Annotated in this window: 20 protein-coding genes; 11 read left to right on the plus strand and 9 right to left on the minus strand. The window is 61.9% G+C overall.

From position 1 onward, the window contains the following. Positions 1-33: 33 nt before the first annotated feature. Positions 34-873 (minus strand): hypothetical protein, encoded by an 840-nt coding sequence (locus IPM16_03320; GenBank protein ID MBK9122140.1) that lies wholly within the window; start codon positions 871-873, stop codon positions 34-36. A 300-nt stretch (positions 874-1,173) separates the two neighbouring features. Here IPM16_03320 and IPM16_03325 point away from each other — a divergent pair, with 300 nt between their 5' ends. Beyond that, positions 1,174-2,277: a 6-phosphofructokinase gene (locus IPM16_03325; GenBank protein MBK9122141.1), complete on the plus strand. Its 1,104-nt coding sequence runs from the start codon at positions 1,174-1,176 to the stop codon at positions 2,275-2,277. A gap of 18 nt (positions 2,278-2,295) precedes the next feature. Here the strand turns inward: IPM16_03325 and IPM16_03330 are convergent, their stop codons facing one another. The 3 genes from IPM16_03330 to IPM16_03340 all read right to left on the minus strand — a co-directional run bounded on the left by IPM16_03330 (position 2,296) and on the right by IPM16_03340 (position 5,457). Next, a complete protein-coding gene (locus IPM16_03330; protein MBK9122142.1) occupies positions 2,296-3,273 on the minus strand; it encodes an aminoglycoside phosphotransferase family protein in 978 nt (325 codons plus the stop codon). Between the two features lie 54 nt (positions 3,274-3,327). Beyond that, positions 3,328-4,863 (minus strand): YifB family Mg chelatase-like AAA ATPase, encoded by a 1,536-nt coding sequence (locus IPM16_03335; protein MBK9122143.1) that lies wholly within the window; start codon positions 4,861-4,863, stop codon positions 3,328-3,330. A 114-nt stretch (positions 4,864-4,977) separates the two neighbouring features. Next, complete coding sequence (locus IPM16_03340; GenBank protein ID MBK9122144.1) at positions 4,978-5,457, minus strand: hypothetical protein; 480 nt, start codon at positions 5,455-5,457, stop codon at positions 4,978-4,980. A 353-nt stretch (positions 5,458-5,810) separates the two neighbouring features. Here IPM16_03340 and rpmJ point away from each other — a divergent pair, with 353 nt between their 5' ends. The 10 genes from rpmJ (at position 5,811) to mazG (ending at position 12,339) form a co-directional block, all read left to right on the plus strand. After that, positions 5,811-5,924, plus strand: coding sequence for a 50S ribosomal protein L36 (gene rpmJ / locus IPM16_03345; protein ID MBK9122145.1), 114 nt, complete (start codon positions 5,811-5,813; stop codon positions 5,922-5,924). A gap of 9 nt (positions 5,925-5,933) precedes the next feature. Continuing rightward, on the plus strand, positions 5,934-6,320 hold the full coding sequence (rpsM, locus tag IPM16_03350; GenBank protein MBK9122146.1) for a 30S ribosomal protein S13: 387 nt from the start codon (positions 5,934-5,936) through the stop codon (positions 6,318-6,320). Positions 6,321-6,448: 128 nt separating this feature from the next. Further along, positions 6,449-6,853, plus strand: coding sequence for a 30S ribosomal protein S11 (rpsK, locus tag IPM16_03355; GenBank protein MBK9122147.1), 405 nt, complete (start codon positions 6,449-6,451; stop codon positions 6,851-6,853). A 69-nt stretch (positions 6,854-6,922) separates the two neighbouring features. Further along, entirely contained in the window at positions 6,923-7,894 is a 972-nt protein-coding gene (locus IPM16_03360; GenBank protein MBK9122148.1) for a DNA-directed RNA polymerase subunit alpha, read from the plus strand. Between the two features lie 39 nt (positions 7,895-7,933). Further along, complete coding sequence (gene rplQ, locus IPM16_03365) at positions 7,934-8,332, plus strand: 50S ribosomal protein L17 (GenBank protein MBK9122149.1); 399 nt, start codon at positions 7,934-7,936, stop codon at positions 8,330-8,332. A 5-nt stretch (positions 8,333-8,337) separates the two neighbouring features. Next, positions 8,338-9,087, plus strand: coding sequence for a tRNA pseudouridine(38-40) synthase TruA (gene truA / locus IPM16_03370; GenBank protein ID MBK9122150.1), 750 nt, complete (start codon positions 8,338-8,340; stop codon positions 9,085-9,087). A gap of 58 nt (positions 9,088-9,145) precedes the next feature. Next, positions 9,146-9,577, plus strand: a complete 432-nt coding sequence (gene rplM / locus IPM16_03375; GenBank protein MBK9122151.1) for a 50S ribosomal protein L13 — start codon at positions 9,146-9,148, stop codon at positions 9,575-9,577. A gap of 13 nt (positions 9,578-9,590) precedes the next feature. Continuing rightward, positions 9,591-9,986 (plus strand): 30S ribosomal protein S9, encoded by a 396-nt coding sequence (gene rpsI / locus IPM16_03380; GenBank protein MBK9122152.1) that lies wholly within the window; start codon positions 9,591-9,593, stop codon positions 9,984-9,986. Positions 9,987-10,086: 100 nt separating this feature from the next. Next, on the plus strand, positions 10,087-10,872 hold the full coding sequence (locus IPM16_03385; GenBank protein MBK9122153.1) for a hypothetical protein: 786 nt from the start codon (positions 10,087-10,089) through the stop codon (positions 10,870-10,872). Positions 10,873-10,887: 15 nt separating this feature from the next. Then, positions 10,888-12,339 carry a nucleoside triphosphate pyrophosphohydrolase gene (mazG, locus tag IPM16_03390; GenBank protein ID MBK9122154.1) on the plus strand — a complete coding sequence of 484 codons (1,452 nt, stop codon included), beginning with the start codon at positions 10,888-10,890 and terminating at the stop codon, positions 12,337-12,339. Here mazG and IPM16_03395 read toward each other — a convergent pair. From IPM16_03395 to IPM16_03415, 5 genes are all read right to left on the minus strand, one after another. Then, complete coding sequence (locus IPM16_03395; protein MBK9122155.1) at positions 12,336-13,931, minus strand: hypothetical protein; 1,596 nt, start codon at positions 13,929-13,931, stop codon at positions 12,336-12,338. The genes mazG and IPM16_03395 overlap by 4 nt on opposite strands. 137 nt (positions 13,932-14,068) lie before the next feature. Further along, complete coding sequence (locus IPM16_03400; GenBank protein MBK9122156.1) at positions 14,069-15,523, minus strand: HAMP domain-containing protein; 1,455 nt, start codon at positions 15,521-15,523, stop codon at positions 14,069-14,071. Next, positions 15,523-16,200, minus strand: coding sequence for a response regulator transcription factor (locus tag IPM16_03405; GenBank protein MBK9122157.1), 678 nt, complete (start codon positions 16,198-16,200; stop codon positions 15,523-15,525). The genes IPM16_03400 and IPM16_03405 overlap by 1 nt, the downstream gene beginning before the upstream one ends. Continuing rightward, a complete protein-coding gene (locus IPM16_03410; protein ID MBK9122158.1) occupies positions 16,193-17,371 on the minus strand; it encodes a hypothetical protein in 1,179 nt (392 codons plus the stop codon). The genes IPM16_03405 and IPM16_03410 overlap by 8 nt, the downstream gene beginning before the upstream one ends. Position 17,372: 1 nt before the next feature. Further along, positions 17,373-19,556, minus strand: coding sequence for a hypothetical protein (locus IPM16_03415; GenBank protein MBK9122159.1), 2,184 nt, complete (start codon positions 19,554-19,556; stop codon positions 17,373-17,375). Positions 19,557-19,708: the final 152 nt, after the last annotated feature.

Consider the following 19,708-nt stretch of genomic DNA (forward strand, 5'->3'; position numbering starts at 1 on the left):
TGCGGCAGACTGTGACGAACCAGAGTGGGTCGATTAGGCCCGACGGCGATCGAATCTGAAGATTAGGATTGTCAACATTGCCGTGAGTCCGACAAACGAACCGACCATCAGCCACGCCCCGACGCTCGACCAATCGAAGTCGCTGTTGGAAAGGATGGCCGCGATCACGATCAGGACGAGCGAGCCGACCTGCGCCTGTAGGAGGATTCGCGCCGAACTCCACCTGCCGTCGCGCGCGATTCCGATCCCGACGACACCGGGCAGGACGAACAGCGCTGACATGACACGTGCAGTCAGCGGCGTCAGTGTCCACGGCCAAGACGGAATGAGGGTTGCAGGCGAGAGCATGAGCACGATGCTCACTACAGACAGAACCACGCCGATACTGCCAAACGCGAAGCGCACCGAGTTTGACAAATCGGGTTTCGGTACAGGCGCGCCGGCGCGCGCCACGGTGCGGTTCCAGTACCAGACGCCGACAAGAATTGGCGGAAGGCCGAGGTACAAGATGGCCCACAAAATGAACGCGATGTGCCCGGGCGTGAACCGATCCCAATGGAGCACGGTCGCGATGCCAAGGTAGGTCGCAAACGAAGTCACAGCCGGAAGCCCTAATGCCACGGTGTGCCATTGGCTTGCCCGAGCTACGCGGGCGAAGTAGTACACGCCGCCGAGGTACGCGGCCCCGAGCATCATTGCGGTCATGTGCGGGCGGACCGGCCACGCGAAGTGCTCGCCGCTGCTATCGGGGAACAGATAGAGGACCAGCCACGCGACGAACAGAAACGGGATGATAATGATGGCTAGAACACGCGTGACGGGCAAAACCCGATCCAAGCTCGGGTACCGGACGTTGCTGGTGTGGGCTGTCATGTCGTGCCTCAACAGGTGAAGGTTTAGCGCGCGGTTTGTCGTGCTGTCTCAGCGGGTGCTGCAAACATGCGGATACATTATCGCTGTTGCGCGATTCACGCACTATGGATTCACACCGGGCAAGACGGACAGACTGCACTCGACCCGTCCGAGCGGAGCACGGCGACCTACGTGTTATGATCTGTACCGGTAGCCGAGCTGACCGGAATGGCGCCGCGAACGAGCTCCATAACCGCGAACGTTTCTTCGCACGGGCTCGACGGTACGACAATGCCGGCACGCAGCGAATCGAGAGTGAACATGACGCAGTACATTGGGATCTTGACGGCGGGGGGCGACAGTCCGGGCTTGAATGCGGCTATTCGCGGCGTGGGCAAGACAGGGCAGAACGTCTACGGCATGCAGATTATCGGCTTTCGCGACGGCTTCCGCGGCCTCATGGAGAACCGGACCGTCACGTTGAACAGCTCGGCACTCTCGGGAATCCTGACCATCGGCGGCACAATTCTGGGGACAAGCCGCGACAAGCCGCAGAAGATGCCAATCGGCAACAAGACGATGGACATGACCGACGTGATGGTAGAGACCTACCACAACCACCATCTGGACGTGCTCGTCTGCTTGGGCGGTGGCGGCACGGCGAAAAACGCATATCACCTCATGCAGCACGGCCTCAACGTCATCACGCTGCCCAAGACGATCGACAACGATGTGGCGATGACCGATGTCACATTCGGCTTCGATACCGCACTCACGATTGCCACCGAGGCGATCGACCGCCTGCACAGCACCGCTCACAGCCACCATCGCATCATCGTCGTGGAGGTGATGGGGCATAACACGGGCTGGCTGGCGCTCGGCGCCGGGATCGCCGGTGGTGCGGATGTGATCCTGATCCCCGAGATTCCTTACAACGTCGAAAAGGTCGCTAGTTCGATCCGGCAGCGTGTTCGGGACGGCAAAGCGTTCAGCATCGTGGCCGTGTCAGAGGGTGCGGTCCCTGATGACCTGAGTATGCGGATCGAAGAAGTTGCCAAGAATGGCAAGGATAAGAAGAAGAAAAAGGCAGCGCTGGCCGAGCTTGAAGCCGAGCGCATGAACAGCACCCAGCGTCTGACACAGCAGCTTGAGCAGCTTACCGGGCTGGAGTCCCGCGTGACGATCCTCGGTCACGTGCAGCGCGGTGGCATTCCGTCGGCGGCGGATCGTCTGCTGGCGACGCGGTTGGGGGCGGCGTGTGCCCGTTACATCCACGAGGGACTGTTCGGAGTGATGGTCGCCGCCCGGGGTGATTCGACCGAGCCGGTTCCGCTGGAGCAGGTGGTCGGCAAACGCAAGATCGTCCCGCTGGATCATCCGTGGGTCGAAACGGCGCGCAGTCTCGGCGTCAGCCTCGGGGATTAGGAGAGCACGACAGCCGCGTCAATGGTCCTGAAGCCACTGCAGCGCAGGGGCCATCAACTGCGATCCAAGGGTGTTGACCTCGTCGGTATCGTAGTTGCGATAGTAGCACTCGACTTTCATCACGAGTGCGAGATGCAGTGTGTACAGGTGACAGCGCACGTCTTCGTCGCGGGTGAATGTCGTCTTTCCGTATGCCTTCAGGGTTTCGGTCATGCCGCCGAACGCCAGCGCACGGAACTGCGCTTCCATCAGCGGGTCGCCCCAGAGCGCGCGCTCGAAATCGACGATGCCGGTCACTCGGCCGTCCCTGACGAAGAGGTTCAGGTTCCAAGCGTCCCAGTGAACCAACTGCGGCACGACGACCTCATCGAGTGATGCAGCGTGTCTGAGAACGGTCGAACGGATCGCTTCGACGGGAAATCCCAAATCGGCGGATTTCCGCTGACCATCGCCCAGCACCGAATTGACGATTTTGATGAACGCCTCGCGCCATGTCGTGCCGCGCAGATCAGGGTTGCCGTCGTATCCGAAGGTGGCCCCAGTGAAGCCGTTGATCGCGCGGACGATCACGCCGATCTGATGGTCGACCTCCACTCGAACGGATTCGGCAAGCGCGCTGTAGACGTGTTCCAGATTGTCCCCGGCGACTTTCTCCATGAAGAAGTAGTCCGAGTCGCATGTGTCACGCGCGGTGTCAAACGAATAGATGTGCGGCACGGGGATGGCCGGGTTCTGGGCCACCAATCGCATCGTTTCGACCTCGGTCGTCATGATGTTCTTCTCGTAGGTCAGGACATCGGCGCCGACCGGCGGCGCGATCTTGAGGATGACGCTCCTGCCGTCGGAAAGCCTGACGTCATACGCGGCGTTGAACCACCCCCCTTTGAGTTCGGTCACCGACTCGGGCGCCGCGTCGAGCGTAAGGCCGTCGAAAGCCCGCTCGACCATCCGGGCGATCTGTTCGCGAGTCTTCTTGTTCTTCGTCTTGCTTTCCATCGTCGCAATCTTTGTGTGCGTTTGCTTCTCGTCATGCTGTGAAGCGTGAGTGGATTAGCCCGTCAGCGCCTTTGGACGGTACTGCACGGCTTCGGCGACGTGCGCCATCTCGATCGTATCGCAGTCGGCGAGGTCGGCGATCGTCCGCGACAGCTTCAGCACGCGGTGATAGGCGCGGGCACTCAATTGCATGCGCTTGACCGACAGGTCGAGCAAGGCTTGAGCTTCTTTGGTCAGCGGGCAGAACTCGGCGATCTCGCTCACCGTCATGTCGCTGTTGGTTTGCAGCTTGGGATGATCCGCGAACCGCTGCGATTGACGCTGACGGGCGCGGGATACGCGCTCTCGAATCCGGCTGGACGGCTCGGCCCGGTCGCTGCCCATCATCTTCTCGTGCTCGACCCGTGGCACAGTGATGTGAATGTCGATGCGATCCATAAGCGGGCCGGACAGCTTCGATTGATAGCGCTGCACCATGTTGGGCGAGCACGTGCAGGGCCGGAGCGTATCGCCGAAATACCCGCACGGGCATGGGTTGCGCGCGCCGATCAAGATGAAGTTGGCGGGCAGTGTGATGCTGTTGCGTGCCCGGCTGATCGTCACGACCCGGTCCTCGACCGGCTGACGCAGGACTTCCAGCGTAGGCTGCGGCAGCTCCGGCAGCTCGTCAAGGAACAGCACGCCCCGGTGGCTCAGCGTGATTTCACCGGGCTTAGGCGGATTACCGCCACCGATCAGCCCCGCCTGGCTGATGGTGTGGTGCGGCGCGCGAAACGGGCGCTGCCGGATCAAGGGCTGATCGGCCGAGAGCAGATCGACCACCGAATAGATACGCGAGACGTCCAGCGCTTCTTCGATGTCGAGCGCCGGCAGGATTCCCGGTACGGCGCGTGCCAGCAGTGTTTTTCCGACACCGGGCGAGCCGGTCATCAGTAAGTTGTGGCTGCCAGCAGCCGCGATTTCTAGCGCGCGCTTGACCTGTTCCTGCCCCTTGATGTCGGCGAAATCCACGATGCCGTCCGGTACGCTGTCGTCATCGCTGAATGGTGTCGGGGGTGTCGCCTCAAGCAAGTGCATGCCGTACATGTGCTCGACCAGCACCGCCAATGACGGCACGGCATAGACCGTCAGACCCTCGACCAATGCGGCCTGCGGGGCGTCTTCCGGTGCGCAATAGATCGTCGTGATGCCGTTCTGCACGGCGGTGTATGCCATCGGCAGCACGCCTTTGACGTGCCGCACGCTGCCGTCGAGAGAGAGTTCGCCAATGAACATCGCATCGCGCGTGGGTCCGGCAGGCATCTGATCGGTGGAGACCAGCACCCCGACCGCGATGGCGAGATCGTACACCGGGCCCTGCTTCGGCAGGTCGGCCGGTGAGAGGTTGACGACGAATACTTTGGGAGGGAATTGCAGACCGCTGTTCTTGATCGCGGCGCGAACCCGTTCGCGACTCTCGCGCACGCCGGCGTCGGGCAAGCCGACAATCGTGAACATTGGAATACTGCCGCGCGGGTTGAAGTCGGTCTCGACCTCGACGATATGCCCGTCAAGACCTTCCAGCGCACACGCCTTTACCACAGACAGCATTCGAACGTCCCCACTTTGCGACACGACTCGGCGGGGCAGTATATCACGACATTGCGGTTCCAAGACTCTGAGTCGAAGCTCGTATGCCAGAAATCAGCAGTCACGTTCAGATCATTACGGAGGCGGAAGCCGGACGATCTGATTGGCGCAGTGGACCACCCGCTCGGCACTCGAATAGGATGCCGCGATGTTGTCCGGCGGTTGGTAGTCGCGGCACTGCAACGCAGCCTCGCGGTTTTCGGCGATCACGGACTCGGCCCATGCGTCGCAAACCTCAGGCCACGTGTGGAGAATGCGTTCGCACCCGATCGACAAGTCCGTCCGCAACTGGCCTTCCGCATCCAGTCCGAGGGCTGACCCAATGAGGATGATCCCGACCAAGGCAAGGAACGCGGCCACGAGCAGCCACGTCGGCACAAGCCGGCGTTCTCGCGGCGCCCGTCCGATCCGTTCGAGGGCGGTGAACGCCAACGGGTGGTCGATCTGTTGAAGGAGTGCCGCGGCCTCATTGACCCGACCGGCGCGGTAGAGCGCGTGCGCGGCCTCGAAGTCGCGCAAAATCTGCTCGTGGTGGGGTGATGGAGTGTCGACCACAACGCAAGTCCATCTCAGGAGTCCAGCGAGGCAGCAGACAGTGTAACATGCCGCTATGGTCCATTGTAATTGACGCGTTGGCAACCCCGCCACAAACCCAACGCCCATCCGAATGCAAGCTCGTCGTAACGTCGACTGTGCAGCGTCACGGGGGCTTTCACCGTGGTTAGCTCGGATACCGCGAACTGACTCTGGACCTGTTCGGCCGAGCGATTATAATGATCCGACATCTCACCGCGCAGCACGCCCCGACGAACACTTGCGTAGAGGCGTCAAATTACCGTTTACAGCGCACAGCCGTGTGTGTATAATGCTCGGCCTGTCGTGCTCGGCTTGTCTAGGGACCGTCACTCATGAAGGTATCAACGTCCATCAAGACCCGCTGCCCCAAGTGCCGCGTCATCAAGCGCCACGGCCGGGTCATGATTATTTGCTCGAATCCGAAACATAAGCAGCGGCAAGGGTAAGGTTTAGCTATGGCGCGTATCGAGGGTGTCGACCTTCCGCGGAATAAGCGGGTCGAAGTTGCACTCACCTACATTTTTGGAATTGGGCCGACCCGCAGCAAACAGATTCTGGCTGCGACCGGCGTGAATCCGGACACCCGTGTGCAGGACTTGACCGAAGCGGAAGTACAGTCGATGCGTGAGTTCATCACTGGCAGCTTCGTGGTCGAGGGCGACCTGCGCCGCACGGTGTTGTCGAACATCAAGCGTCTGCAGGAGATCGGGTCCTACCGCGGTCTCCGTCACCGCCGGATGCTGCCGGTACGCGGCCAGCGTACCCGGACCAATGCGCGCACCCGCCGTGGTGTCCGCAAGACGGTCCCGGGCCGTGGTCGCAAGAAGGGCGGCAAGAAGTAACCGGCGTTTGAGATAGGGCTGTGCGGCGGGTTCCCGTAGTGCGCGGCCTTTGTCTATCCGTTCTCATGTTGATGCGCCCTGGGACATGACAGGGCGCATCGTGGCGTAATACCCTTTCTGGAGGAAGTATGGCACGCGGTAAGCAGGGGGCCAGCAGCCGTAAGGCGACCAAGAAGGTCGTAAAGAATATCCCTTACGGTCAGGCTCACATCTTTGCCACATTCAACAACACGATCGTGTCGATGACCGATCAGTCCGGCAATGTCGTGGCCTGGGCGAGCGCTGGTACATCCGGCTTCACCGGCAGCCGCAAGAGCACGCCGTATGCGGCTCGGCTCGCGGCACAAGCCGCCGCCGATTCGGCCGCGGGTCACGGGATGAAGGAAGTCGACGTGTTCGTCAAGGGCCCCGGCCCGGGCCGCGAGTCGGCCATTCGCGCCATTCAGGCCAGCGGCTTGAAGGTGCGGTCGATCACCGACCAGACCCCGGTGCCGCATAACGGTGTACGTCCTCCGAAGAAGCGCCGCGTCTAGTCTGCTGCTGCTTCTGTTGGGATACGCATTTACCTGTTCAAGGAGGACACCGGCGTGAATCTGACCCAAATGGTCTTGCCGCATAAAGTCGAAAGCGACGCGGCAACGCGCAATTATGGTCGCTTCGTCATCAGCCCACTCGAAAAGGGCTTCGGTCTGACGTTGGGCAACGCCCTGCGCCGTGTTCTGCTGTCATCGCTGCAGGGCGCGGCGGTGACCAGCATCCGCGTCAGTGATGTGCATCACGAATTCTCCGCGATCCCCGACGTTCGCGAAGACATGACGCAGCTGATCTTGCAGGTCAAGCAGCTTCGCGTGAAGCTCGACGGCGAAGCCGCGCGGCTCCGGTTGGAGCATCGCGGCGAAGGCATTGTGACGGCGGCCGACATCCGCTGCCCGCCCGAAGTACAGATCATCAACAGCGACCTGTACTTGTTCACCGTCGACTCCCCGAACGCCCATCTTGAGATGGAGTTTGAGGTGCGTGCAGGCCGTGGCTTCAGCCCGGCGGAAGAACGCGGCCGGCTTCCGATTGGCGAACTGCCGGTCGACGCCATTTTCAGCCCGGTCAAGCGCGTGAAGTTCGAAGTCGAACCGGCACGCGTCAACAACTTGACCAACTACGACCGGCTGATCCTCGAGATTTGGACGGACGGCACGATCCGCCCGCAGGATGCGCTTGCGCAGGCTGCGCAAATCTTAATGCGCCACCTGTCGGTCATCAGCGGCATGGATCCGACGTTCGATCAGTACACCCAGTTCGAGGCGTACGACGAGGCGCGCGAGCCGCTGCAGAACAGCAAGCGCTCGCAGCTTCACGACAAGATGATTGAGGAACTCGACTTGAGCGTTCGCGTGTTCAACTCGCTCAAGCGTACGGGCATCACCACCATCGGCGATGTGTTGGAGATGCTTGACCGCGGGTCCGACGCAATGTTGGCGATCCGCAACTTTGGTGAGAAGTCGCTCGACGAGCTGGTTGAGAAGCTCCGCGAAAAGGGTTACCTGCCATCGGAGCAGACCGAAGGCGAGTCCGAGTAAACACGTTAGGGACGGCGAGGAAGAATCATGCGTCACCACATGGCAGGAAAGCGGCTGAGCCGCGACACCGGGCATCGCAAGGCACTCCGCCTGAACTTGACCCGCGCGCTGCTCACGCACGAACGGATTGAGACCACACTGGCGAAGGCGCAGTTCGTGCGCGCCAACGTCGAACGGACGATCACGCTGGCGAAGCGCGGTCTGGCCAAGGCGGAAGCCGCGCAGCGGCCCGAGGCCGGCGTGCATGCGCGTCGTCTGGTCGCCAGCCGGCTCGGCAACGACCGCGAGATCGTGCAGAAGGTGTTCGATGTGCTTGCGCCGCGCTATGCAGAGCGCCCGGGCGGATATACCCGGATGTTCAAGCTGGGGCCGCGCAAGGGCGACAACGCCGAGATGGTGCTGATCGAACTGGTCGACCGCGGCGAGGCCGGCGCGTAGGACTCGTGCGCTATCGCGCGACCGTCGCCTATGACGGGCGAGCGTACTGGGGGTTTCAGCGACAAGCCGGAGACTCCCCGACCGTCCAAGGCGCGATCGAACACGCACTTGAGCAGATTACCGGCACGCACACCACGGTAATCGGCGCGGGACGAACGGACAGCGGTGTGCATGCGACGGGGCAGGTGATCGCCTTTGACGTGGAATGGGCCCACGGGCCCGCGACCTTAACAAAAGCGCTAAACGCCACACTCCCGACGGACATCAGCGTTCGCGACGTGTGCGAACGGCCCGGTTTTCACCCGCGATTTGATGCGCGAAGCCGGCGCTATCGTTACACGGTGCACACCGCCGACGTCCGCGATCCACTGCTTTGGGGCCGCGTATGGTGGCTGTCGCAGGCGTTGGAGATCGAGGCGATGCAGGCATGCGCGGCCAGCGTGATCGGCACGCGTGACTTCGCCACGTTCGGCCACCCGCCGCAAGGCGATAATACGGTTCGCACCGTGTTTGTCTCGCAGTGGAGCCAACATGCGGCGCCGATCGCGGGGGAGTTGTACGTTTACGAAGTCGAAGCCAACGCCTTCTTGCACCACATGGTGCGGCGGTTGGTCGGCATGATGGTCGATGCCGGGCGGGGTTGGATCAGCCCGGATGCGTTTCAAGACAAAATGCGCGCGGCAGACCTGAGCCTTGCGCAGCGCACCGCACCTCCCCACGGACTCGTCCTTGAGGCGGTGCGATATGACGACTAGAATATCGGGTCATTCAGTTGGAAGCGGTGAGGCGCTCGAAGCCCACCCGGAGGTAACGATGAGAGTCAAGACGTTTGTAACCACCCCGGCGGATGTCGAGCGCCGTTGGTGGGTCGTCGATGCGGAAGGGCAGACCTTGGGCCGCCTCGCGACGAAAATTGCTGCTGTCCTGCGCGGTAAGCACAAGCCGATCTTTACGCCGAACCTCGACACCGGCGACTACGTGATCGTGATCAATTGTGACAAGATCGCAGTGACCGGCAACCGTCTCGAAGACAAGATGTACTACGACTATTCCGGCTTCTTCGGCGGCATGAAGAAGGAGCGGATGAAGGACAAGATGGCCCGCCAGCCCGAGCGAATCGTGGAGTTGGCCGTGAAGGGCATGCTGCCGAAAGGCCCGCTGGGCCGTTCGATGGCGAAGAAGTTGAAGACGTATGCCGGCCCGGATCATCCGCACGCCGGGCAAAACCCCGAAGTGCTGAAGTAGGAGAACGGGCAAAATGGCTTCTCAGTATTATGAAGGTGTCGGCCGCCGCAAGGCTGCTTCCGCACGTGTCCGCATTTATCCCGGCGGCACGGGCAACTACGTCGTGAACGAGCGCGATGCGTCGGAATATCTGACGCGTCCGGGCGACATCGAGATCAGCCTCGAGCCGCTGCGGGTGGTCGGTCAGGAAGGCAACTACGACATTAGCGTGCACGTGTACGGCGGTGGTGTTTCAGGCCAGCGCGATGCGATCCGCCTCGGCGTGGCGCGCGCCCTGCTCGAGGTCGATGCCGACTTCCGCGGCCAGCTCAAGCCGGCCAAGCTGCTCACTCGCGATGCCCGCGTGAAGGAGCGCAAGAAGCCGGGTCTCAAGCGTGCCCGTAAGGCGCCGACCTACACCAAGCGTTAAGCTCGCACGCGAGCCGATTGATGCAATTTCAAACAGGCAAGGTCGTCCCCGATCTTGCCTGTTTTGCGTAATGCCGCAGCACAAGAAAGCGAGTTGAGCCATGTCACTATTGCCGCCGATGACCCGGGTGTTGGCCCGGCGGCCGGCGACCACATTTGCCGAAGGAATCACGACGCGCGGTCATCTAGGTGTTCCGGCGTACGAGGCGACCGTACAGCAGTTTGACGCCTACCTCGAAGCGATGCGAACGTGCGGCCTTGCGGTGACGACTCTGGACGCCGATGATCGCTATCCGGACGGACACTTCACCGAAGATGCCGCCGTGATCTTCGGCGATACGGCATTCATCTGTCGTCCCGCGCTGGCGAACCGGCGCGGTGAGGAAACGGCGATTGCGCAAGCGCTAGCCGGGCTGAATCTGGTGTATTCTAGCGGCGATGGCGTGGCGATCGAAGGCGGCGATGTGCTGTTCTGCGAAGATCGCGTGTTGATTGGTCTGAGCAAACGAACCAACCGCGCCGGCGCCGAGCAGCTTGCCGAGGCCATTCGCGACCGGCTTGGTTCCATACCGGTTGTGTGCGTGCCATTCGACAACGTGCTGCACCTCAAAACCGGTCTGACCGAACTCGCGCCGGGTGTTCTGCTCCACGACCCCGCCATGAAGTTGCACGAGCCGATCACATTCGCGAAAGTGATTACGCTTCCGATCGAGGAGGGGTACGCGGCATCGGTTCTTCCGATTGATCGCAGCACGATCATTATCGCTGATGGATATCCCGCGGTCCGCACGCTGGCAGAACAGCACTACGCTAACGTCATCGCGCTGGAGATGTCCGAGTTCGAGAAGATGGACGGCGGGCTAACCTGCCTCTCTCTCCGCTACTAAGGAGCATACGGGCCAATGTCGATCACTATCGCAGGGCTGGGGCCGGGGAGAGCTGAAGATATTACGCGGCGCGTATGGTCGGTGATCGAGCAGGCAGATACGGTTGTGCTTCGAACCGAGCGTCACCCGTGCGTGCCGGATCTGCCGATCCGTGGGACGCGCATCGCGTGTGACGATCTCTATGAAGCCCACGCGGCATTCGCCGATGTCTACGCGGCGATCGTGCAGCGCGTGATCGGGCTCGCACGTGATGGCGCCGTGGTGTACGCCGTGCCGGGTGATCCGGCAGTCGGCGAGTCCACAACGGCCATGCTGATCGACGCCGCGCGCGCGGCCGGAATCGGCGTCGAAATCTTGCCCGGCATCAGCTTCATCGAGCCGACGCTCGCGCTCGTCGGCGTCGACGGGATCGACGGAATTCAACTGCTCGACGCGCTCGTGCTCGGCGCGATGCACCACCCGCCGATCAACTCGGATGCGCCCGCGCTCATCAGCCAAGTCTACAGCCGACAGGTCGCCAGCGACGTAAAGCTGACGCTGATGAACCAATACCCGGACGAATTCGAGGTCGTGCTGGTACACGCGGCAGGTTCAATGGACGCACACGTCGAGCGCCTGCCGCTGTACGAAATCGACCGCAGCGCACACATCAGCCATCGCACCTCCCTGTTCGTGCCGGCCCTCGGTGACATGTCGAGCTTCGAACGCTTTCAGGAGATCATCGCCCACCTGCGCGCCCCCGAGGGCTGCCCGTGGGACAAGGAGCAGACGCACGAGTCGCTGCGCCGGTTCATCGTCGAGGAGACCCACGAGGTGCTCGACGCGATTGATCGGGGCGATTGGTCCGCGCTGGCGGAGGAATTGGGCGACGTGCTGCTGCAGGTCGTGCTGCACACCCAGATAGCGATTGACGACGGCGAGTTCCAGATGAGCGACGTGCTGCGCGCCGTCAATCACAAGATGATCCGCCGCCATCCGCACGTATTCGGCGATGCCGTCGCCAACAACCCCGATCAGGTCGTGACCAACTGGGAAGCGATCAAGCAGGAGGAGAAACAGGCGAACGGCAACCCGCAACCTGCGTCGATCCTCGGGGGTATTCCAGTAAGCCTCGCGCCGCTCGCGCAGAGCTATCAGCTTCAGCACAAGGCGGGCAAGGTCGGCTTTGACTGGCCGAACATCGTGCCCGTCTCAGACAAGCTGCGCGAAGAGCTGGACGAGTTCCTGAAGGCGGAAACTCCCGACGACCGGCTTAAGGAACTCGGCGATATCCTGTTCGTGGTCGTCAACCTCGGCCGGCACGTCGGTATCGACGACCCCGAGACTGCGCTGCGCCTGACCAACCTCAAGTTCCGTACACGCTTCCAAGCGGTCGAGGACGCCGTGCTGGCGAGCGGCAGGCCGTGGGCCGACTTCACGCTCGACGAACTCGATGCGTTCTGGAACGCGGCCAAGGCACGGGGTTAGTGGCTTGAAAGGCCATCAGTCGCGGAAAGTTCGGTACGCTTCATTTCAAGCAGGTCGTAGACGATCCGCTTTTCGATTCCACCTTCAATGACGTCAACGGTGACATAGCGACAGTCAGGCGACTGTCCACGAAACGCGTATCTGTCAAAGACGACTTCGCGCTCTATCACGGCAATCGTTTCGCGCAGCAGTGGGTCTTGAACGACCAAGGCTCGATCTGTTGCATGATATCTGATTCGATACTCGCACCCGAATGGCGAAGCGATGCGTCGTCGTTTCAAATCGAGTTCGGCTTCGGATACCGGTTGGCCGTCTGAGCGGCGTACAGATATCAGCTCCCCAGTTTCAAGTCTGTAAACGCGGAACTCAAACCCGAAGTCGAACTCGACAAGCCCGGATGCCAGGTCCCACGTCACGCTCTCATACGTCCAGCTTCGCGTCCAGCCAATCGTTTGGACTTTGAGGAACTCAAAGGTACGAAAGGACTCCGCAGTATCGAGGTTTACGACAAATCCGCCAAGCCGTGTCGTATACGCCGCAAAACGATTTGACGGGTCGATCTCGAACTGACGGACTTCAAAACCGGAAAGGTCGAAGACGATACGCCCGTCAACTGGATCGATCACTCGTAGGTCCTCATCGCGATAGGCGCTGACGACCAAGTAGCGACATCCCGGCGACCAACGTGGTCTGAAATCACCGCCAAAGGACGAATTGCTTTCAAATTCGAACTCGTATGCAAGCACGCGCAGCACGTCTGACGTTCCGGCGTCAATAAGCAGGATTCTCTTCGTCTCCGGCTCCAAGATTACGCGCGCGTTCTGCATGAACGAACGTACATTCTCTCTGTACTCGACTACTCGCGTTCCATAGGTGTAGACCCTGTAGTTTGTAGTGACGCATGGATAGTTGGAGCGTTCCACGGGAGCTTGCACTAAATAACCCGAGCTGCTCAACTCCCTCGGCCGGTTGAACTGATCGGTCAGGCCGACAAGCGCGCCGCTCGACATGTCATAGGCGGCGGACCCGAACGGCGGGATCGAAAGTACGCCGACGATCTGGTTGGCAGCATAGTCCCAGCGCACCGTGCCGGGCCTGAACGCCCGCGAGTTGCCGTCCGCTTCGCTTGTCAGCCAGACGTCGCCGCCGCCCAGATAGTGAATGTAGGCGCCGAACCGCGTCTCGACCAGCAGGCGCGTGCTGTTGGTATCCCACGTGAGCGGGTAGGGAATCATCCGCGCGCCTTCAAATACAGCGATCTCGCCGCCGTTGACCAGGTCGTAGACGACTGACGTATAGATCGTCACTCCGCGGTCGTCCGGCATGCCGTATGCGACGGAGACGTACTGGCATTCGGGCGACCAGCGGCCGACAGCGATGTCCGCGCCCGTGCGCTGATCGGTCAGCAGGCGGACCTCTGCACCGGTCGACCAATCGACAACGGCGGTCCGGCCGGGCTCAGTGCGGACAAACCAGTTGCGGTTGAAGAACACACCGCCCGAGTACGGGCAGTTGGCGGGGATGCCGTCATCCTGAGCAGCAGTCGAAATGAATGGACCAATAAGGAGAATAATCAGAAGTAAGGAGCGCACAGCGGTTCTTCCTTGATGAGCGACTTACTTCAATACTATCCTTGCCTTGACGCGCACACATTAACGAAGTAAGACCACGTCGCACACGATAACCCTACGAACAATCAATGATTAAAGGATGTCGCCAAGGCGAACGGTTAGGGCTGCACCTTCACCAGTTGCGGCACTGCAGGCGGAGTCGTCGGCAGCCAAACGACAAACGTTGTACCGTGGCCTTCGCCGGGGCTCTCGGCGTGGATGCGCCCGCCGTGGGCCGCGATGATCTCCTTCGCGATCGCCAGCCCGAGGCCAGTCCCGCGCCGTGGTCCGCGCGCCTTGTCGACCTGATAGAAACGCTCGAACACCCGCGATAGCTCGTCTGCCGGAATCCCGATGCCGCTGTCGCGCACTGCGATCTCGACGCCGTTATCGAGCGCGCGCAGCGCGATATCGATATGCCCGCCTTCGGGTGTGAAGTTGATTGCATTGCTAATCAGGTTGGTGATGACTTGCGCAAGGCGGTCGCCATCCACGGCTACGATCAGATGACCGGGCGTCGTGACGTTGAGCTGGACCTTCTTCTTCTGCGCCACAACTTCCAGCCGCTGCGACAACGCCCCCACCAAGCTCGACAGATCGATCCGGTCGAGATGCAGCGCGACTTGTCCGGCTTGAAGACGGGCCAGATCGGTCAGCTCGCTCACCATGCGGGTCAACCGGTCGGCTTCGCTGTAGATCACTTCTGCAGCGACGGCAGGCTCGCGCACTGCCCCGTCGATAATGGCCTGTGAATACCCCTGAATGGACGTTAGCGGCGTCTTGAGATCGTGGCTGACGTTGGCGAGGAAGTCGCGCTGGGACTGCTGGGTGCTTTGAACTTCGTGGGTCATGGCGTTGAACGCTTCGGCGACGGCGCGCACCTCTTTCGGCCCGCTGTGTGGCAGCTTGATGCCGTAGTCGCCCTTCGCCAGCGACTCGGCCGCGCGCGCAACAGACGCCAACGGTTTGCTGATCTGCCGGCTTATCAGCGCGGCCAGAATGAACGCGAATACCATCCCGATGATCGCGCTCTGGATCAAGGGGCCGGCGAGCGACGCGCCGAACTCGGCCAGCGCGTCGTTCAGCGTGCGCGTCGAACGAATCTCTGCCAGCACGGCGGTGAAATCGCGCACGCGGGTGCGCAAGCCGATGAACAGCCACTCCGCCCCTGTCGTCGTGTCAACGAAGCTGCCGAAGTATCCCTCGGCCAATTGCAGCGCAGCGAAGCGCGTATCGAGGCGATAGTTTGGGTCGCGTTCGAGACTGATCCCCGTGCCTTGCTCGAGCAGGCCGGCGGTGTCGAACTGAACGGTCGCCTCGGTGCTGTCGACGATCAGAATGCGCGTGTCGTTGTCTTCCGCAGCCTGCACGAGCTGCGCCAGCGCTAGTCGGCCGGTTACGCCGGGGACGACCTCGTCAAGGATCAACCGAGCGACCGACGCCAGCCGCTGATAGGACGTCAGCGGCGGCTCCGGCCGGCTGCTGATGAAGACCAGCAGCGCGCCGACGATCACCACCAGCGTGACGACCAGCAGCAGAAAGTAGGTGGCAAACAAACGCCAACGCAGCGACATCAGCGCGACTCCAGCTTGTAGCCCACCCCCCACACGGTCTCGATCGTGGGCCGCATGCCGTCCAGCTTGTGCCGCAGATGGGCAATGTGCACGTCGACCGTGCGGGTTTCGCCGGCGAAGTCGTAGCCCCAGACAACTTCGAGCAAGCGTTCGCGGCTGAATACGCGGCCGGGATTGCGCGCCAGCACGAGGATCAGGTCGAACTCCTTCATGCGCAGATCGACCTCCCGTCCGTCCACCATGATCATGCGGCGGTCGGGGTCGATCGTCAGGTTGCCGAGCGTGACAACTTCCGATGTCGGTGCGGACTTGCGGTCGGTTCGGCGCAGAATGGCCTTGACGCGTGCCAGAAGCTCGCGCGGGTTGAACGGTTTCGTCAGATAGTCGTCGGCGCCAAGCTCAAGGCCGACGATCTTGTCGATGTCGTCGCTGCGGGCGGTGAGCATAATAATGGGCACGTCGCTTTGGGCACGCACGCGCCGGCATATTTCGAGGCCGTCCATACCGGGCAGCATCAGGTCGAGGACGATCAGGCTTGGCTCGTGTTCGACAATATGGCGGAAGCCCGCCTGCCCGTCTGTCTCGTGCTTCACGAGGTAGCCGTCCTGTTCGAGGTACATGCGCGCCAAGTCGATGATGCGCTGCTCGTCGTCGATTATCAGGATCGTCTCAGTCATTGGCGCCTCTCAGGTCCGCGAGCCACGGCATCAATGCCTCGGCAAGAATGCGATTGCCGTTCGGATTCAGGTGCATATCGTCCGCGTAATAGAGCGCGGTCGCCACAGCCTCGGGTTGGCTGAATACATCGGCGGCGTCGAAACACGGTACGTCGATCTCCGTGCAGAGCGCCTGCATCGCCTCGCGCGCAGACGTTAGCTTCGCGAGCTCATCGGGCCCCATCACCGGTACGGTGATGTCCGAATAGACTTCTTCGCGCGTGGGGATCATGACCACGGCCAGCGTGCCACCCCATGATTCGACGCGCGCTTTGGCGTCGCGCAGCGCAGCCCGCGATTGCTCCAGCCCGTACTGCGTTTCGGCGCGGGTCATATCGAGGGCGGTGAGTTCGTACTGCTTGCCAAACTGCAACATGCCGCCCGGATACGGGGCGCTGTAGCGCGGCTCGTATGCGCGGTCGCCCGCAGGCAGTCCGGACCATGTGCCGGTCGTTAGCAGTTCCAGTACCGCACCGATAACCGTATTGCGTGCGATCCACGACCCGCCCGTGTCGGCAGATTCGTCGGTCGTCATCGGGTCGATGTCCCCGCGCCACGCGTGCAGCACGTAGTCGTCATAGAAGTCGTTGCCGAAGAACTGCCAGAGCACGATCGGTGGCTCGAGCGGCGCCGCAAAGTCCTCGATCATGCGCGCGTGGCTGAGGCTCCCGGTGACCGGCGTGCTCAGGTTGACGATCTGATCGCCGGACAGTGCGGCGAGTTGGTCGACCCAGCAATCGGCCTGCTCGGTGAAGCAGAAGCCGAACGAGTCGCCGACGACCACGATATCCGGCGCAAAGTCGACCGGCGCCGTTCGGAACCCGATTCCTTCGTCCGCGGGCAGGCCGTCGTCCCACAACTTGTGGGTCGTCAGGCTGAACGACACAGACGGGCTACCATACTGGAGCGCATTGTCGATGCCGGGCCGAAGCGCGTAGAAGTGATCGCGGTTCTCGCGCCACGCCGGCGTCCAAGACTCGCTGTAGGGCTGACCGGTCGTTACGTAGCGCGCCACCACACCGATCTGGCCGGGCAGGCGCGGCGCTGCCACCCGCAGTACAACTTCGAGCAGCCCCACGGTGACCGCGGCGATCACGACGATCCGGAACACGACAGACAGGACGCGGCGCATGCTATTCACCGAAGAAGTAGTATTCCATGATGTCGCGCACCAGCGGCGCCGCGACCCCCGAGCCTTCGCCCGCGTCCTCGACCACGACGACGACGGCGATCTCCGGCTCTTCGCGCGGCGCATAACCGGCGAACCAAGCGTGGGTCGTCGTGCCGGGCAGATTCTGGGCGGTACCGGTCTTGCCGCACACGCCAATCGCCTGCAGCGGCGAGTCGACGAACTGGTACTGTGCCGTGCCGGTATAGGCGGTCGTCACATCACACATGCCCCGGCGAACCGTATTCAGAACCTCGTCGCGTACGCCGATCTGTGAGAGTACCTCGGGCTGCGCCACGTAGCTGAAGTCGTCGAACAGGCCCGCCTTCTGCACGATGTACGGCTTGAGCAGATCGCCGCCATTGGCAATTGCGGCGGTCAGGCGGACGATCTGCAACGGCGTGACTTCGACCTCGCCTTGACCGATCGCCATCGACACGGCGTCAATAAACGACCACGGTACGCCGGTCTTGAGCCGGTATGAATCCGGGTCGCCGATGTTCCCGGCATCCTCCGGCACGTCCGTCAATCCGGTCGGCTGGCCAAGCCCGAACTGACGCAGCAGGGTCGGCATGAGGAACGGGTCGCGCAAATTCATCTGGTAGCCGACTTCGTAGAAATACGGATTGCAGCTGTTGGTTACGGCGCCAGCCAAGTCGAGCGTGCCGTGGCCGCTTGCCAGCCAGTCGGTGCGAGTGATCCCGTTTCGCGTCCACGATCCGCTGCACGAGAAGCGCGTATTGACCGAGTACACGCCTGATTCGGCCACGGCCATCGATGTCGCAATCTTCATCACCGAGCCGGACGGATAGCGGCCCTGCGTTGCGCGGTTGAGCAGTGGGAGTCGCGGATCGGTGCCGGTTTTCTCGATGATCTCCAGCGCCTGCTGTCGTCCGATCGACGGGTTGGGTGTGAACGCGTTGCCGTCGTACGTCGGGTAGCTCACCATGGCGAGGATTTCGCCCGTGCGTACGTCGATGACGATCGCCGCCGCGCCTTTGCTCTGCCGTCCCCACGTGTCGGCGTTCTGCGCGTAGGCGGTACTGATAAGCTCCAGTACGCGGGCCTGTAGGCTGGTATCGATGGTCAGCCACACGGCCTGCGCTTCTTGCGACGGGCGAACGCCTAACGAGCGCAGGCGCGTGCCATTCGGCAGGTCGAGCACAAGTTCGACGCGAGGGCGGCCCCGCAGCACCTCGTCCCAACTGCGCTCGATGCCGCTGCGGCCGAGGATCGAGTCCTGCGGGAAGCCCTCGCGGACGATCGCCGGTACGTTTTCGGGATCCACGTAGCCTACGCTGCCGAGAATGTGCGGCATGAGGCTTCCGTCCGGGTAGCGCCGGGCGGGGCGATTCCCGAATGTCGCCGCGCACTGCTGTTCAAGCGTCGTCGAATACTCGTTGTATGCGGCTGGCTCGATCAGCGCGATCTCGTTGACCCAGTCGGGGGGTGCAGCGTTCAAGCGTCGCATAATGACGTCTTGCTCGACTTTGGCCGCAGACGCCAGAGTAGAGACGCAGCCCGCCTCGTCGCGAATGCTGCGGCGCACGATGTTGACCGTCACAATCAGCCGGTCGTCTTGCATTGCAAGCACAATCCCGCTGCGGTCGTAGATGTTGGCACGGTTGACCGTCGCCGTAAGCAGACGAAGCTGCGCGCCTTGTTCCATTTCGCGGAAAACGTCACCCGGCGACCAAGCGACACGCCATTTGCGCTCACGGTCGTCAAACACGAGCGTCAGCTCGCGTTCGGGATCGGTGAACGTCCCGAGCAGGTCCGTTGTGAATGTCGCGTCGTACACGATCACGGCGACGCGCGGCGTGCTTGCATCGCGTGCGATCGCCAGTGGCCGGATCGTCAGCGCCGCGAGGGACATTGTCTCGGCAGCGTTCTCGTAGACCGCGCGGAACTGTTCGAGCGGTGTCGCGTCACGCGTGCCAAAGCTTATGAGGCTGTGCATCGTCCCGTAGTCTGAAGACTGCCATGCGAAGAGGAACGCATTCGCGGCGCGTTCGGCCTCGTCGAGGGTGAATTCCTCTGGGGTAGGCGAAGGGAATAGAGTCGGGAGCGGCTCAGTGTCGCTTTGCACGGGCTGGCAAGCCGTGAGGGCAGTGCAGATGAGAAGAGCGACTAGTGCAAGACGACGCACAACAGGGGTACCTTTTGAGTCCGGGGTTCGTAACCGAGCCGCAATCCTAAGTAAACCACACTTGGGCCTGTACGTCGGCTCGGTGGCAGGAATTTTACACACGATTTACGATTATAAGCCTTGACGGTGCGCATGCGCGATGGATCGAAAGG

It is taken from the genome of Candidatus Flexicrinis affinis, from assembly GCA_016716525.1.
GTDB lineage: Bacteria > Chloroflexota > Anaerolineae > Aggregatilineales > Phototrophicaceae > Flexicrinis > Flexicrinis affinis.

What these genes read in the sequence shown, in the direction of transcription:
- mazG (MBK9122154.1), top strand. Translation starts at nt 10,888, where the DNA reads ATGTCGATCACTATCGCAGGGCTGGGGCCGGGGAGAGCTGAAGATATT.
- IPM16_03400 (MBK9122156.1), bottom strand. Translation starts at nt 15,523, where the DNA reads ATGTCGCTGCGTTGGCGTTTGTTTGCCACCTACTTTCTGCTGCTGGTC.
- rplQ (MBK9122149.1), top strand. Translation starts at nt 7,934, where the DNA reads ATGGCAGGAAAGCGGCTGAGCCGCGACACCGGGCATCGCAAGGCACTC.
- rplM (MBK9122151.1), top strand. Translation starts at nt 9,146, where the DNA reads ATGAGAGTCAAGACGTTTGTAACCACCCCGGCGGATGTCGAGCGCCGT.
- rpsK (MBK9122147.1), top strand. Translation starts at nt 6,449, where the DNA reads ATGGCACGCGGTAAGCAGGGGGCCAGCAGCCGTAAGGCGACCAAGAAG.
- rpmJ (MBK9122145.1), top strand. Translation starts at nt 5,811, where the DNA reads ATGAAGGTATCAACGTCCATCAAGACCCGCTGCCCCAAGTGCCGCGTC.
- IPM16_03360 (MBK9122148.1), top strand. Translation starts at nt 6,923, where the DNA reads ATGGTCTTGCCGCATAAAGTCGAAAGCGACGCGGCAACGCGCAATTAT.
- rpsI (MBK9122152.1), top strand. Translation starts at nt 9,591, where the DNA reads ATGGCTTCTCAGTATTATGAAGGTGTCGGCCGCCGCAAGGCTGCTTCC.
- IPM16_03335 (MBK9122143.1), bottom strand. Translation starts at nt 4,863, where the DNA reads ATGCTGTCTGTGGTAAAGGCGTGTGCGCTGGAAGGTCTTGACGGGCAT.
- IPM16_03320 (MBK9122140.1), bottom strand. Translation starts at nt 873, where the DNA reads ATGACAGCCCACACCAGCAACGTCCGGTACCCGAGCTTGGATCGGGTT.
- IPM16_03325 (MBK9122141.1), top strand. Translation starts at nt 1,174, where the DNA reads ATGACGCAGTACATTGGGATCTTGACGGCGGGGGGCGACAGTCCGGGC.
- IPM16_03330 (MBK9122142.1), bottom strand. Translation starts at nt 3,273, where the DNA reads ATGGAAAGCAAGACGAAGAACAAGAAGACTCGCGAACAGATCGCCCGG.
- IPM16_03385 (MBK9122153.1), top strand. Translation starts at nt 10,087, where the DNA reads ATGTCACTATTGCCGCCGATGACCCGGGTGTTGGCCCGGCGGCCGGCG.
- IPM16_03405 (MBK9122157.1), bottom strand. Translation starts at nt 16,200, where the DNA reads ATGACTGAGACGATCCTGATAATCGACGACGAGCAGCGCATCATCGAC.
- IPM16_03410 (MBK9122158.1), bottom strand. Translation starts at nt 17,371, where the DNA reads ATGCGCCGCGTCCTGTCTGTCGTGTTCCGGATCGTCGTGATCGCCGCG.
- rpsM (MBK9122146.1), top strand. Translation starts at nt 5,934, where the DNA reads ATGGCGCGTATCGAGGGTGTCGACCTTCCGCGGAATAAGCGGGTCGAA.